General features: G+C 76.0%; 12 protein-coding genes. 8 read left to right on the forward strand and 4 right to left on the reverse strand.

Going from position 1 to position 13,165, the window contains the following annotated elements; translation table 11 throughout:
- Nucleotides 1-32: 32 nt before the first annotated feature.
- Entirely contained in the window at nucleotides 33-380 is a 348-nt protein-coding gene (locus tag ACH495_RS13275) for an Lsr2 family protein (RefSeq protein WP_343447750.1), read from the reverse strand.
- Nucleotides 381-601: 221 nt separating this feature from the next.
- Between ACH495_RS13275 and lon the strand changes: the two genes are divergently transcribed.
- Nucleotides 602-2,938 (forward strand): endopeptidase La, encoded by a 2,337-nt coding sequence (gene lon, locus ACH495_RS13280; protein WP_396857960.1) that lies wholly within the window; start codon nucleotides 602-604, stop codon nucleotides 2,936-2,938.
- A gap of 217 nt (nucleotides 2,939-3,155) precedes the next feature.
- Nucleotides 3,156-3,656 carry a hypothetical protein gene (locus ACH495_RS13285; protein ID WP_396857961.1) on the forward strand — a complete coding sequence of 167 codons (501 nt, stop codon included), beginning with the start codon at nucleotides 3,156-3,158 and terminating at the stop codon, nucleotides 3,654-3,656.
- A 60-nt stretch (nucleotides 3,657-3,716) separates the two neighbouring features.
- Here the strand turns inward: ACH495_RS13285 and ACH495_RS13290 are convergent, their stop codons facing one another.
- The gene (locus tag ACH495_RS13290; RefSeq protein ID WP_396857962.1) at nucleotides 3,717-5,477 is read right to left on the reverse strand and encodes a DEAD/DEAH box helicase; all 1,761 of its coding nucleotides are present in this window, start codon (nucleotides 5,475-5,477) and stop codon (nucleotides 3,717-3,719) included.
- Between the two features lie 117 nt (nucleotides 5,478-5,594).
- Nucleotides 5,595-6,422: a hypothetical protein gene (locus ACH495_RS13295; RefSeq protein WP_396857963.1), complete on the reverse strand. Its 828-nt coding sequence runs from the start codon at nucleotides 6,420-6,422 to the stop codon at nucleotides 5,595-5,597.
- Nucleotides 6,423-6,553: 131 nt separating this feature from the next.
- Here ACH495_RS13295 and ACH495_RS13300 point away from each other — a divergent pair, with 131 nt between their 5' ends.
- From ACH495_RS13300 to ACH495_RS13310, 3 genes are all read left to right on the forward strand, one after another.
- Nucleotides 6,554-7,696, forward strand: a complete 1,143-nt coding sequence (locus ACH495_RS13300; protein ID WP_396857964.1) for a sensor histidine kinase — start codon at nucleotides 6,554-6,556, stop codon at nucleotides 7,694-7,696.
- Entirely contained in the window at nucleotides 7,693-8,298 is a 606-nt protein-coding gene (locus ACH495_RS13305) for a response regulator (RefSeq protein ID WP_396857965.1), read from the forward strand. Before ACH495_RS13300 ends, ACH495_RS13305 begins: the two co-directional genes overlap by 4 nt.
- Before the next feature lie 64 nt (nucleotides 8,299-8,362).
- Nucleotides 8,363-8,896, forward strand: a complete 534-nt coding sequence (locus ACH495_RS13310) for a 2'-5' RNA ligase family protein (protein WP_396857966.1) — start codon at nucleotides 8,363-8,365, stop codon at nucleotides 8,894-8,896.
- A gap of 40 nt (nucleotides 8,897-8,936) precedes the next feature.
- Here the strand turns inward: ACH495_RS13310 and ACH495_RS13315 are convergent, their stop codons facing one another.
- A complete protein-coding gene (locus ACH495_RS13315; RefSeq protein ID WP_396857967.1) occupies nucleotides 8,937-11,132 on the reverse strand; it encodes a family 43 glycosylhydrolase in 2,196 nt (731 codons plus the stop codon).
- Nucleotides 11,133-11,252: 120 nt separating this feature from the next.
- Between ACH495_RS13315 and ACH495_RS13320 the strand changes: the two genes are divergently transcribed.
- The 3 genes from ACH495_RS13320 (at nucleotide 11,253) to ACH495_RS13330 (ending at nucleotide 13,102) form a co-directional block, all read left to right on the forward strand.
- Complete coding sequence (locus tag ACH495_RS13320; RefSeq protein WP_396857968.1) at nucleotides 11,253-11,996, forward strand: ArsR/SmtB family transcription factor; 744 nt, start codon at nucleotides 11,253-11,255, stop codon at nucleotides 11,994-11,996.
- A 150-nt stretch (nucleotides 11,997-12,146) separates the two neighbouring features.
- Nucleotides 12,147-12,311, forward strand: coding sequence for a hypothetical protein (locus tag ACH495_RS13325; RefSeq protein WP_396857969.1), 165 nt, complete (start codon nucleotides 12,147-12,149; stop codon nucleotides 12,309-12,311).
- Nucleotides 12,308-13,102, forward strand: a complete 795-nt coding sequence (locus tag ACH495_RS13330; protein ID WP_396857970.1) for an isocitrate lyase/phosphoenolpyruvate mutase family protein — start codon at nucleotides 12,308-12,310, stop codon at nucleotides 13,100-13,102. Before ACH495_RS13325 ends, ACH495_RS13330 begins: the two co-directional genes overlap by 4 nt.
- The last annotated feature ends 63 nt before the right edge of the window (nucleotides 13,103-13,165 follow it).

Raw genomic sequence — 13,165 nt, forward strand, 5'->3', positions numbered from 1 at the left:
ACCCCGTGGCGCCCGACGGTGAACCGGAGGGCTCAGCGGCTCTTGTACGCCTCCACCACCGAGACCGGGATGCGCCCGCGCTCGGAAATCTCGTAGCCGTTCTTGGCGGCCCATTCGCGGATGGCGCGGTTCTGCTCGCGGTCCATTCCCGAGGTGCTGGGACGGGTGGTGCGGCGGGCCGCGCGGCCGGCGTCGACGGGCCCGCGGCCGATGCGCCGGCCAGCGTTGATGTACGGGTCCAGCGCTTTACGCAGGACACCCGCGTTCTCGTCGGAGACGTCGATCGTGTATGCCACGCCGTCCAGGCTGAACTCGACGGTCCGATCGGCCTTTCCGCCGTCGAGGTCGTCCGTCAGAACGGTGATTACTTTCCTTGCCATAGCCATTACTCCCTGTGTCGGGCGGGGTGTGGCTAAGAGTTTGGCCTACCTGGCGGTAATTCCGCAACAATACCCGACACTTTCCATTCGGCGGGTCGCGTAAACGGTGGGGCGGCAATAGGTCCGGGAGCGCGGACGTGGCGTGGGTCACAGGCCGGAACAAGGGGCACGATTTGTTACTTGAGTCAGACACGCTCAACCAACGTGATGGCAGGTGTTCGATGGCAACTCTTCCGGTACTTCCCCTGACCGACGCCGTCCTGCTGCCCGGGATGGTCGTCCCGGTGACCCTCGACCCGACCACCCAGGCCGCTGTCGACGCGGCCCGCGCCACCGGCGACAAGACGCTCCTGGCGGTGCCCCGCATCGACGGCGAGTACGGCTCCGTCGGCGTGGTCGCCACCATCGAGAAGGTGGGCCGGCTGCCCAGCGGCGAGCCGGCGGCCGTGGTGCGCGGAATCGCCCGCGCCCGCATCGGCTCCGGCGTGCCCGGTCCCGGCGCGGCCCTCTGGGTCGAGGCGACCACCCTCGACGAACCCGCTCCGGCCGGCCGGGCGCGCGAGCTGGCCCGCGAGTACCGGGCGCTGATGACCTCGGTGCTCCAGCAGCGCGGGGCCTGGCAGGTCATCGACGCCATGGAGCGGATGACCGACCTCTCCGAGCTGGCCGACTCGGCCGGCTACGCGCCCTGGCTCAGCCTGGCGCAGAAGACCGAGCTGCTCGCCGCGCCGGACGTCACCGCCCGGCTGGAGCTGCTGGTCGGCTGGGTGAAGGAGCACCTGGCCGAGCAGGAGGTCACCGAGCAGATCACCACCGACGTCCGCGAGGGGCTGGAGAAGTCCCAGCGCGAGTTCCTGCTCCGGCAGCAGCTCGCCGCGATCCGCAAGGAACTCGGCGAGGACGAGCCGGACGGCTCCGCCGACTACCGGGCCCGGGTCGAGTCCGCGGACCTGCCGGACAAGGTGCGCGAGGCGGCCCTGCGCGAGGTCGGCAAGCTGGAACGGGCCAGCGACGCCTCACCCGAGGCGGGCTGGATCCGTACCTGGCTGGACACGGTCCTCGAGATGCCGTGGGCCACGCGTACCGAGGACAACACCGACCTGGCCGCGGCCCGGGCGGTGCTCGACGCGGACCACGCCGGCCTGGCCGACGTGAAGGACCGCATCCTGGAATACCTCGCGGTGCGCAACCGCCGCGCGGAGCGCAACCTCGGCGTGGTCGGCGGACGCGGCTCCGGCGCGGTGCTCGCCCTGGCCGGCCCGCCCGGCGTCGGCAAGACCAGCCTGGGCGAGTCGGTCGCCCGGGCGCTCGGCCGCACCTTCGTCCGCGTCTCGCTCGGCGGGGTGCGGGACGAGGCCGAGATCCGGGGTCACCGGCGTACCTACGTCGGCGCGTTGCCCGGCCGCATCGTGCGGGCGCTGCGCGAGGCCGGCTCGATGAACCCGGTCGTGCTGCTCGACGAGGTCGACAAGCTGGCCGTCGGCTACTCCGGCGACCCGGCGGCGGCCCTGCTGGAGGTGCTCGACCCGGCGCAGAACCACACCTTCCGCGACCACTACCTCGAGGTCGACCTCGACCTGTCCGACGTGCTGTTCCTCGCCACCGCCAACGTGGTGGAGAGCGTGCCCGGCCCGCTGCTGGACCGGATGGAGCTGGTCACGCTGGACGGCTACACCGAGGACGAGAAGGTGGCCATCGCCCGGGACCACCTGCTGCCCCGGCAGCGGGAGCGGGCCGGGCTGACCGCGGACGAGGTGACGGTCGCCGACGAGGCGCTGGCGCTGATCGCCGGGGAGTACACCCGGGAGGCCGGCGTGCGGCAGCTCGAACGCGCGCTGGCGAAGATCCTGCGCAAGGTGGCGGTCGGGTTGGCCACCGATCCGGCGCCGGTCCGCGTCGACACCGGCAACCTGGCCCGCTACCTGGGCCGGCCGAAGTTCACCCCGGAATCGGCCGAGCGCACGGCGGTGCCCGGCGTGGCGACCGGCCTGGCCGTCACCGGCGCCGGCGGCGACGTGCTCTTCATCGAGGCCACCGGCATGGAGGGCGAGCCGGGGCTGACCCTCACCGGACAGCTCGGCGACGTCATGAAGGAGTCGGCGCACATCGCCTGGTCGTACCTGCGCGCCAACGGACGGCGGTACGGACTGGACCCGAACGCCCTCGCCGGACGGCGGATCCACCTGCACGTGCCGGCGGGCGCGGTGCCGAAGGACGGCCCCAGCGCCGGCATCACCATGGTGACCGCGCTGGCGTCCCTGGTCACCGGCCGGCCGGTCCGGCCCGAGTTCGGGATGACCGGCGAGGTGACGCTCTCCGGTCGGGTGCTGCCCATCGGCGGCGTGAAGCAGAAGCTGCTCGCCGCGCACCGGGCCGGCCTGACCGAGGTGATCATCCCGAAGCGCAACGAGCCGGACCTGGACGACCTGCCGGCCGAGGTGCGCGAGGCGCTGACCGTGCACACCCTGGCCGACGTGGCGGACGTGCTCGCCCTGGCGCTGCGTCCGGCCGAGGTGGACGCGGACAGCCTCGGCGGTCAGCCGCTCGCCGCGGCCTGACCCGGTCCCGTCGAACCCCCGTCGCCCCGGTCGGGCGGCGGGGGTTCGTGGTCCGAAATGCGAGACGAATTCGGCCGGAACATTGTCGTCGTGCATTTTTTGAAACTGTCGACAAACCGGCCTGGCTGCTCCCGGATACCGGCCCTAAGCTGCGGTTATCTGATTCCGGCCAAAAAGTGGAACCGGATTCGGAAACGTCTTCGGAAAGGGGCACCCCATGTCCACCACGGCCTCCCAGATTCTGGTCCGCAGGGCCGCGCTGCTCGGCGGCGTGGTCCTCGCCGCCGTCGTCGCGCTGGCCGCGCCGGCCTCCGCCGACCCGGGCGGATCGCACGGCCGGGGCCCCGCCGTCACCCTGCCGGCCGCGCCGGCCGCCGCCCGGGTGATCCGTGCCCAGGCGGCGGCGCCGACGATCTCGCCCGCCGCGCGGCAGATCCGGCACGTGGCGGCGGGAAAGCCGGCCACCTGCGCCACCGGCAACCTCTGCACGTTCGTCTGGGACCCGACCACGTCGAACTGGGAGATCTTCGACCTCTACGCCTGCGCCCGCTACACGGTGAGCAACTGGCTGGGCGCCGGCCTCTACGTCAACGCCCAGACCGGCAGCCCCACCGTCACGTTCTACGGGCAGAGCGGCAACGTCCTGAACTCGTTCACCGCCACCGGCACCGGCTCGCAGAACTGGGACAAGGTCTACTCCGTCCGCAACTGCACCTGACCGCGCCACCTCGCCGCGCCGGATCGACCACCGTCGGGCCGATCCGGCGCGGCCGGTCGCCTACCGGCGGTCGCGCCGGTCCCGGCCGTCGAAGCGGCGCTCGCCGCCACCGTCGCCCTCGCCGTCCCGGTCCCGCCGCACGGTGGCCTTGCGACCCTTGATGGTGCTGCCCCGCAGCCCCTGGATCACCTCGTCGGCCATCCCCTGCGGCACCTCCACCAGGGAGAACCGGTCCGCGATCTCGATCGAGCCGATGTCCCGCCCGCTCACCCGGGTCTCCCCGGTGATCGCCCCGACCAGGTCCTGCGGCCGTACCCCGGCCCGGCGGCCCAAGCCGATGAAGACCTGGGCCGTGCCGGCGCCGCGGGCCCGTACCCCACCACGCCGGTCCCGGCTCTCGGACCCGGGCCGGCCCTCCCGGTTCGGGCGGACCGCGGCCTGCGGGATCTCCTCCTCGTCGGCGGTGCCGGGCAGCGTGGCCTCGTGTGCCAGCCGCACCGCGGCGAGCGCCACCTCCATCAGGTCGAACTCGTCGGTCAGCGACTCGACGACCGCCCGGAACGGCTCCAGGTCGTCCTCGAGCAGCGATTCCCGCACCGCCGCCTGGGTCAGCTCGAACCGCCGGGTCCGCAGGTCGGCCACCGTGGGGATCTTGTCGACCGTGATCCGCTGGCCGGTGACGCGCTCGATCGTCTTCAGCATCCGGTGCTCGCGCGGCTCGGCGAGCGTGATCGCCACGCCCTCCCGGCCGGCCCGGCCCACCCGGCCGATCCGGTGCACGTACGACTCCGGCGCGGACGGGACGTCGTAGTTCACCACGTGGGTGAGCTGCTCGACGTCCAGCCCGCGGGCCGCCACGTCGGTGGCGACCAGCAGGTCGGCGGTGCCGGCGCGCAGCCGGCCCATCACCCGGTCCCGCTGCTCCTGGCTCATCCCGCCGTGCAGCGCCTCGGCCCGGTAGCCCCGACCGTTCATCGTCTCGGTGAGCCGGTCCACCTCCTCCCGGCTGCGGCAGAACACGATCGCCGCGGTGGGCGACTCGACGTCCAGCACCCGGCCCAGCGCGGCCGGCTTGTGCGCCCGCGCCACGATGTAGGCGCTCTGCCGCACCCGCGGCGCCTCGCCGGCCACCTGGCGCTCGCGCTCGATCCGGATCCGCACCGGGTCGGTCAGGTGCTGCCGGGCCAGCCCGTCGATGCGGGCCGGCATGGTGGCCGAGAAGAGCACCGTCTGCCGGCCGGCCGGGGCGTGCTCCAGGATCGCCTCGATGTCCTCGGCGAAGCCCATGTCGAGCATCTCGTCCGCCTCGTCCAGCACCACGGTGGCCAGCGAGCCCAGCCGCAGGGTGCCCCGGGCGATGTGGTCCAGCGCCCGGCCGGGCGTCGCCACCACCACGTCCACCCCGTGGTCGAGGGCCCGCAACTGTCGGCCGATCGGCTGCCCGCCGTAGATCGGCAGCACCCGGGCGCCCAGTTCCTTGCCGTAGCGGTGGAACGCCTCGGAGACCTGCACGGCCAGCTCCCGCGTCGGCACCAGCACCAGCGACACCGGGTCACCGTCCGGGCGGGTCGCCGGCATCCGCTGCAACAACGGCAGCGCGAACGCGGCGGTCTTGCCGGTGCCGGTCGCCGCCTGCCCCAGCAGGTCCTGGCCGGCCAGCAACGGTGGGATGGCCTCGCGCTGGATCGGGGTCGGCTCCTCGTAGCCGAGCGCGGCCAGCGCGCCCAGCAACTCGGTGCGCAGCCCGAGATCCGCGAAGGCGGTGGCGTCCTCGGCGTCGGCGGGGGTGGCGGGGTCGGTCGGGGTCGGTGCGGCGTCCATGTGGCAAGCCTTTCATCACCGCCCGAGGCGGGTCGCGGCGACCGGCGCAAACGTTCGTCGCGCCACCCCGGGCCGTCCCCTGCGGGTGACCCGGCCGGGCCCCGTGCCCCGGCCGGGTCACCGGGACAGGACGGCCACCAGCGTGGTGATCCCCACCGCGACGTCCAGCACGGAGCACCACTGCGCGTACCCGCGGGGCACCACCCGGCCGGTGCGGTGGTGCCGGACGTCCCAGCCGGCGTGCCCGAGCCACCCCAGGCCGACCAGCACGCCGGCGACGCCCGCCGGCGCGACCGCCGCCCCGACCGCGAGACCGCCCCAACCGGCCAGCCCGGCGAGCTGGACCGCGAGCTGCCGCCGGTCGGCCCACTGCCGCCGGCAGGTGCCGAGGACCAGGTAGCCGGCCGGGAGCACCAGCAGCGTCCAGGGCGGGACCGCCGTCGGCGCGAACCACAGGTCGGCCGTCATGAGCAACGCCAGCCCGGCCGGCCAGCGTCGCGCCACGGCCGCCGCCACCGGATGCCGGCGCGGTGCGGCGACGGGCGCGTGGTCGTGCCGCAGCGCCACCAGCGCCATCGCCGGCAGCATCAGCAGGTGGCCGCCGAGCATCAGCGCGTGAGCGCCGACCAGGCCGGCCCACCAGGGCGGGAGCAGCAGGAGGAACGGCACGTACATGGCCGCCGTCATCTCCGCCGTGGCGGCCCACCCGTCGCCGCGGTGCCACATCCAGGCCACCATGCCCAGCGACATGTCCGTCGCCATCACCAGCGCGGCCACGTCCGGCCGGGCCAGCACGTCCGCGCCGCCGAGCACCTGCCCGCCCACCCGCCACAGCGGCCCGAGCAGCACCATGCCGGCCACCATCGCCACGACCATCCCGGCCAGGTGCCGGGCCCGCGTCCACCCGACCCGCGGCCGGGGTACGCCCACCGTCAACTCCGTCATGCCTCGACCCTGCCGGGGGCGGGCGCACCGGGGCAGGCCCATCCGTCATCGGGTGACCGTGCGGAACCCACGGTTCGACCGTGACGTTCCGCCGGGTCGGCCGGTGGGCCGGGGCCCTAGGATCGGCGGGCATGACGGTCGATGCGGCGGACCACCGGCTGCGCCGGGCGCGGCGGGTCACCCTGCTGTCGTTGGCCACGAACGTGTGGACCACGGTGCTGCTGCCCGCCGTCGGCCTGGCCCGGGAGCCGGACCCGGTGCGGGCGGCACTCGGCGTGGTCGGGCTGCTCGGCTTCACCGTCGCCCAGGTCGCGGTGCTGCACGCGGCGGTCACCCCGTGGCTCGCCACCGCGGCCCGGCGCCGCCGGCACGTCGCGCTGGCGGTGGCCGCGTTGCTCAGCCTGCCGCTGGTCGGCCCGGCGGCGGCCGGCGCGTGGCCCACCTGGGCCTGGTTGGGCGCGTCGCTGGTCGGCATGACACCGCTGCTGTTCCGGCCGCCGGTGGCGGTCGCCGCGGCGACCGGTGTGGTCGCCGTCGCCGCCGCGGTCACCGCGTGGGCCGGCGGACCACTGTCCACGGCGCTGCTGGTCACCGGCGGGGTGGGCGCCGGCATCGCGGGGCTCACCTGGGTCCAGGTGTGGTTCTGGGACCTGCTGGTCGAGGCCCGGCAGGGGCAGGCCGCCGGGGCCCGGCTCGCCGCCGCCGAGGAGCGGCTGCGTTTCGCCCGCGACGTGCACGACCTGCTCGGCCACGACCTCACCGTGATCGCGCTGAAGGCGGAGCTGGCCGAGCGGCTGGCGCCGGTGGACGGCGTCCGGGCCGGCCGGGAGGCGGCGGAGGCGCGGCGGCTCGCCGCGTCCGCGTTGACCCGGGTCCGCGCCGCCGTGCACGGCTACCGCGCCGTCGACCTGGCCGACCAGGCGGTCGCGGTGGGGGAGGTGCTGCGCTCCAGCGGGGTGCGCTGCACGGTGGTGCCGCCGGACGGCGAGCTGCCCGGCCCGGTCGCCGCCGACCTGGCCGCCGTGCTGCGGGAGGCCGGCACGAACGTGCTGCGGCACAGCCGGGCCGGCTGGTGCCGGATCGAGATCGTCCGGGCGGACGGCCTGGTGACGGTGACCGTCCGCAACGACGGGGTCCGTGGCGCGGGCCCGGACCGGTTCAGCGGCGGCCTGCGCGGCCTGGCCGACCGGCTCGCCCCCGCCGGCGGCCGGGTCCGGGCGTCCGCCGAGGACGGCGTGTTCAGCCTGGTGGCGACCGTGCCGGTGACGCCGTGATCCGGGTGCTGCTGGCCGACGACGAGGAGTTGATCCGGCTCGCGCTGGCCGCGCTGCTCGACCTGGAACCGGACATCGAGGTGGTGGCGCACGCCGCCGACGGGCGGGCCGCCCTGGCCGCCGCGCTGGCCCACCGCCCGGACGTCGCCGTGCTGGACCTGGAGATGCCGCCGCCCGGCGGGGTGGCGGTCGCCGCCGAGCTGACCCGCGTACTGCCCGGCTGCGCCCCGGTGATCCTCACCGGGCACGGCCGGCCCGCCCAGCTCCGGCCGGCGCTGGCCGCCGGTGCGCGCGGGTTCCTCGCCAAGGGCGCTCCCGGCGGCGCGCTGGCCGACGTGATCCGCCGGGTGCACTCGGGCGCGCGCTACGTCGACCCCGCGCTCGCCGCCGACGCGTTGACCCTGCCCGAGTGCCCGTTGACCCCGCGCGAGCTGGAGACGCTCCGGCTGGCCGAGCTGGGCACCCCGGTCGCGGTGATCGCCCGCCGGACCCACCTGGCCGCCGGGACCGTCCGCAACCACCTGAGCGCCTGCGTGCAGAAGCTCGGCGCCGCCGACCGGGCCGAGGCGGTCCGGCGGGCCCGCGAGGCCGGCTGGCTCTGATCCGCACGGGCCGGCACCCGGGTACGGGACGTGCCCGCTCCCCGACGGGGACTAGCCTGATCCCGTGCGGACGGTGGAACTGCTCTGCTCACCCGAGCTGGACGCCACGGTGCGGGCGGCCTGGAGCCGGCTCGCCGCCGCCGGCCTGCCCAGCCTGGCCCGCAACACGCATCCGACGAACCGGCCGCACCTGACGCTCGCCTCGGTCGACGAGTTCCCGCCCGGCGCCGAGCAGCGCCTCGCCGATCTGTGTGACGCCGCGTTGCCGCTGCCCGTGCGGCTCGACCGGGTGGCGGTCCTCGACGGCAGCGCGCCGCTGGTCTGGCTGGTCCGCCCGACGCCGCAGCTGGTCGCGCTGCACGGCGCGGTCTGGGACGTGCTCGCCGGGGCGTCCGGCCCGCACCCGTGGCACCTGCCCGGTCGCTGGGTGCCGCACCTGAGCCTGGCGCTGCGTTTCCGGGGGGCGGACCGCCGCCGTGCCCGGGCGGTCGCCGGTCCGGACCGCCCGGCCGGGGAGTTCGTGGCCGCCCGCAGCTATGACGGCGGCTCCCGCACCGTCACCGAGCTGACCGCCGCCTGCCCGCGTCCCGGCGGCTGAGCCCGGGGCCGCCCCCGGCCCGGGGCGGCCCCGGGGGCGGTCAGCGGTGGAAGCGGAGGTAGTCGAACTCCGCCGTCACCGCCGGCGTCGCGCCGCCGTGGGCGACCAGCCCGATCCGCGGCGTGGTGTCGGCCGGGAACGTCCACACCGCGCCCCACGTCCAGCGCTTGCCGTCCCGGCTGGAGCCGGCGCGGAACTCGTGCTCGCCGGTGGCCGGGTCGACGTGGTGGGCCAGCCGCAGCCAGGTCGTGGTGCCCGGGGTGCCGACGATGCTGCCGCCGTACACCGGCTGGCCGGCGAAGGGCAGCTCGTAGCCGAACTCGACCTGCCGGGTGTTCCAGATGGCCACCTGGGTCAGCCGGGCGAACCGGTCGTCGTCGACGTACGCGACCAGGCCGGCCTGCTGGTAGTTGCGGACGCTCTCCTCGCCCAGGTCGAGCGTCACCCTGGTCTCGGCGACGTAGTTCCCGGCCGGCGCGTCGCGCAGCAGCACCCCGGCGGTGTTGCCGGTGCCGGAGAGGTCGGCGTCCTGGACCGGCCAACGCAGCGCGCCGTCGGACACGGTCGCGGCCGGGTCCTGGCGTACCCACCGCCAGGCCGGGTCGAGGCCGCCCGAGAACTCGTCGGAGTAGTCGCGCAGCACCGGGCCGACCCGGGGCGGGGCGACCTCGTGCCGGACCGGACGGTAGAGCCGGGCGGCGCTGACGTTGTCGAACTCGGCCGGGCCGCCCTCGGCGCGCAGCGCCAGCCCGCCGTTCGCCGGTCGGGGGAGCCGCAGCGACACCCGGGCGACCGGGTCGCCGAGCCGGGACGGGCTGAGCGTGGCGACGAGCTGCCGGCCGCGTACCTCGACCGCGAGGTTGTGCCGGTTGCGCAGGTCGGTGCCGGCGGGCAGCGGCACGCTGGCGGTCCCGGCGGCCAGCCGGCCGTCGCCGACCCGGACGTCCACCGTGCCGAGCCGCAGCCCGGCCGTGGTCGCGCCGGTCAGCCGCAGGTCGGTCTCGACCCGCAGGTCGCCGCCGGGTCCGGTACGCGAGGCGAGCGTCCCGGTGCCGGTCAGCACCCCGCCGGTGGCCCGCCAGGTGCCGGACCCGGTCCGCCAGTCGCGCAGGTCGGCGGTGCCGAAGCGGGCGTCGACGCGACCGCTGGTGACCGGCGCGGGACGGGCGCCGTCGGAGGGGCCGGCGCCGGCGTTGACGGTGGGCCACCCGTCGATCCAGTCGAGGCGGTCCAGCAGCATCGGTCGCTCGTTGACGCCGAACGGCTCGTCCAGGTAGGGGTCGGCCCGGTCGATGGCGTGGTAGGCGATCCAGTCCTGCCCGGACAGGTCGGTGAGCACCGCGTTGTGACCGGTGCCGATCCACCGGTTGCCGTTCTGGGTCAGCACCGGCGTGCCACCGGCCCGGGAGACGTCGAGGCGCTGGCCGTCGCGGTCGACGAACGGGCCGCGCGGGTCGCGGGCGCGGCCGACCTGGACGGAGTAGCCGGTGGCCGGGCCGGCGCAGCAGTTCGCGGTGGAGGCGAACAGGTAGTACCAGCCGTCGCGGCGCAGCGCGTAGGCGCCCTCGAACTTGTTGTCGACAGCGACCGCTGTCGACGTGCCGACCGCGCGCAGTCCGTCGGGGGTCAGCTCGGTGACCGAGATGCCGCCGTAGTAGCTGCCGTAGTAGAGGTAGGACCGGCCGTCGGCGCCGGTGAGCTGACTCGGGTCGATGGTCCACAGGTAGCCGCCGCCGGCGCCGGGGCGCGGGGCGACCACCGGCGTGTCGACGAACGTCCAGGGTCCGGCCGGGCTGGGCGCGGTGGCCACGCCGACCGCGGTGTCGAACGTGTCGTCGGAGACGGTGGTGTCGGTGACGGTCAGGTACATGACCCAGCGCCCGCCGATCCGGCGCACGTCGGGCGCCCAGAACGCGGAGCCGGGCGCGGCGTAGGCGGGCCGCTGGTCGGCGCCGAACGCGTCGCCCACGTACGTCCAGTCGACCAGGTCGGCGGAGCGGGCGATGGGCACCCGGTGCGCCCGCCCCTCTCCCTCGCGCAGCGGGTCGGAGGTGCCGAAGGCGTACCAGCTTCCGTCGTCGCCACGGACCACGACCGGATCGGCGAAGGTGTCGGCGAACGCGGCGGAGACCGGGTTGCGGTAGCGGTCGGGCCCGGCGGCGGGCGCGGGCGCCGCGCCGGCGAGCACAAGGGTGAGTACGGCGGCGAGCACGCCGCCGCGGTGGAGGTGTCGCATCGGGCCTGCCTCGGAGTAGACGGAGGTCACTGCGGTGCACACGTTTGTACAGCGTTGGATACAACGTTGTAAAGACTTGCTTCGGCGCCGCCCGAACGGTGCCCGTGCCAGCATGGGCCGATGACCACCCGCGCCGACGGCCGAGGGCTGGCCGGGCTCGCCGCGCTGCTCGCCGACCCGACCCGGGCCGGCTTCTGCCTCGCCCTGCTCGACGGGCGCGCCTGGACCGCCGGGGAACTGGCCCGCTCCGCCGGCGTGGCGGCCTCCACCGCCAGCGACCACCTGACCCGGCTGGTGCGGGGCGGGCTGCTGGTGGAGGAGCGGCAGGGCCGGCACCGCTACCTGCGGCTCGCCGACCCGTCGGTCGCCCACCTCGTCGAGGACCTGGCCGCCCGCGCCCCCGCCCCCGCCACGCCGCCCCGCACGTTGCGCGCCGCGTCCGCCGACGCCGCCCTGGCGTACGCCCGGACCTGCTACGACCACCTGGCCGGGCGGCTCGGGGTGGCGCTGTACGACGCGCTGCTCGCCCGCGGCGTGCTGGACCGGGCCGGCGGCCTGGCGCTCACTCCCGCCGGGATGTCCTGGCTGGCCGGCCTGGGCGTGCCGGTCGAGCCGCTGCGCGCCGCCCGGCGACCGTTGGTGCGTGACTGTCTCGACTGGACCGAGCGGCGCCCACACCTGGCCGGGGCGGTCGGCGCCGCGCTGTGCGGACGCTTCCGCGACCTCGGGTGGACGGCGCGGGGCGCCGGGCGGGCGGTACGGCTGACCCCGGCCGGGCGGGACGCGCTCGCCGAGGGCCTGGCGCTCGATCCGGCGGTCCTGACCGGACCCGCCTCCCGCGACAGCGGCCCGGCCCGCGCCTGAGCGCCCGGCCGGCACGGCGAACCTGCTCGGCCCCGACGCCTCGCGCCACACGACGTGCCGGGGCGGGGTACCACCGACGCCGCCACCTTCCCCACCGCGTGCACCGATCGTTCGGTCCGGGCCGAACCGTCCGCGCCCTACGGTCGGCCGATGGACCTACCGACGATCACGGCCCCGCCCGGCACGCCGGCCTGCGGGCCCCCGGTGCGCGAGCCCGACGGCTGGGTGGTCACCCGGCCCGCGGACGTCGTCGCCGCCCTGACCGATCCCCGCGGCCCGGTACCACCCGCCGGGCCGCCCGGGGAGTCCCGATGACCGACCGGTACGCCGCGTTCCGTGCCCTGCACCGGGCGGGCCGGCCCCTGCTGCTCCCCAACGCCTGGGACCACGCGTCCGCCGCCGCGCTCGCCGCCCGGGGCCACCCCGCCGTCGGCACGACGAGCCTCGGCGTGGCGGCGGCCGCCGGCCGGCCGGACGGAACCGGGGTGACCCGCGCCGAGACCCTCGACCTGGCCCGGCGGCTGCGGGGCCTGCCGGTGCTGCTCACCGTCGACGTCGAGGACGGTTTCGACGAGGACCCGGCGGCGGTGGCCCGGTACGTCGGCGAGCTGGCCGCGCTCGGCGTGGTCGGCGTGAACCTGGAGGACGGCCGCCCGGACGGCCGGCTGGCCCCGGCGTCGCTCACCGCTGCCAAGATCAGCGCGGTACGCGCGGCGGCGCCCGGTCTCTTCGTCAACGCCCGCACCGACGCGTGGTGGCGTGGGGTGCCGTCGCCGCTGGCCGAGGCCCGGCGTCGGGCGGCGGTCTTCCGGGCCGCCGGGGCGGACGGCTTCTTCGTGCCCGGCGCGCCCGACGACGCGGTCGGGACGCTGGCGTCCGAGGTGGGGTTGCCGTTGAACGTGCTGCTCCGCCCGGGCGGCCCGGATCTGGCCACGCTGGGCCGCCTCGGGGTGGCCCGGGTGAGCACCGGTTCGCTGTTGTTCCGCGCGGCCCTCGGCGCGGCGCTGCACCTGGCCGACGCGGCCCGGGCCGGGCGGGAGCCCGGCCTGCCGCCGACCCCCGGGTACGCCGACGTGCAGGCGTTGGCGGGCCGGCCCGGCACCTGATCGGGCACGTTCGGGGGGATTGGTCCCGGCGCCACCCACTCGTCCCATTACTTTGAGTGCAGG

The sequence above is a fragment of the Micromonospora sp. NPDC018662 genome (assembly GCF_044391475.1).
GTDB lineage: Bacteria > Actinomycetota > Actinomycetes > Mycobacteriales > Micromonosporaceae > Micromonospora.

What these genes read in the sequence shown, in the direction of transcription:
- ACH495_RS13275 (WP_343447750.1), bottom strand. Translation starts at nt 380, where the DNA reads ATGGCAAGGAAAGTAATCACCGTTCTGACGGACGACCTCGACGGCGGA.
- lon (WP_396857960.1), top strand. Translation starts at nt 602, where the DNA reads ATGGCAACTCTTCCGGTACTTCCCCTGACCGACGCCGTCCTGCTGCCC.
- ACH495_RS13285 (WP_396857961.1), top strand. Translation starts at nt 3,156, where the DNA reads ATGTCCACCACGGCCTCCCAGATTCTGGTCCGCAGGGCCGCGCTGCTC.
- ACH495_RS13290 (WP_396857962.1), bottom strand. Translation starts at nt 5,477, where the DNA reads ATGGACGCCGCACCGACCCCGACCGACCCCGCCACCCCCGCCGACGCC.
- ACH495_RS13295 (WP_396857963.1), bottom strand. Translation starts at nt 6,422, where the DNA reads ATGACGGAGTTGACGGTGGGCGTACCCCGGCCGCGGGTCGGGTGGACG.
- ACH495_RS13300 (WP_396857964.1), top strand. Translation starts at nt 6,554, where the DNA reads ATGACGGTCGATGCGGCGGACCACCGGCTGCGCCGGGCGCGGCGGGTC.
- ACH495_RS13315 (WP_396857967.1), bottom strand. Translation starts at nt 11,132, where the DNA reads ATGCGACACCTCCACCGCGGCGGCGTGCTCGCCGCCGTACTCACCCTT.
- ACH495_RS13320 (WP_396857968.1), top strand. Translation starts at nt 11,253, where the DNA reads ATGACCACCCGCGCCGACGGCCGAGGGCTGGCCGGGCTCGCCGCGCTG.
- ACH495_RS13325 (WP_396857969.1), top strand. Translation starts at nt 12,147, where the DNA reads ATGGACCTACCGACGATCACGGCCCCGCCCGGCACGCCGGCCTGCGGG.
- ACH495_RS13330 (WP_396857970.1), top strand. Translation starts at nt 12,308, where the DNA reads ATGACCGACCGGTACGCCGCGTTCCGTGCCCTGCACCGGGCGGGCCGG.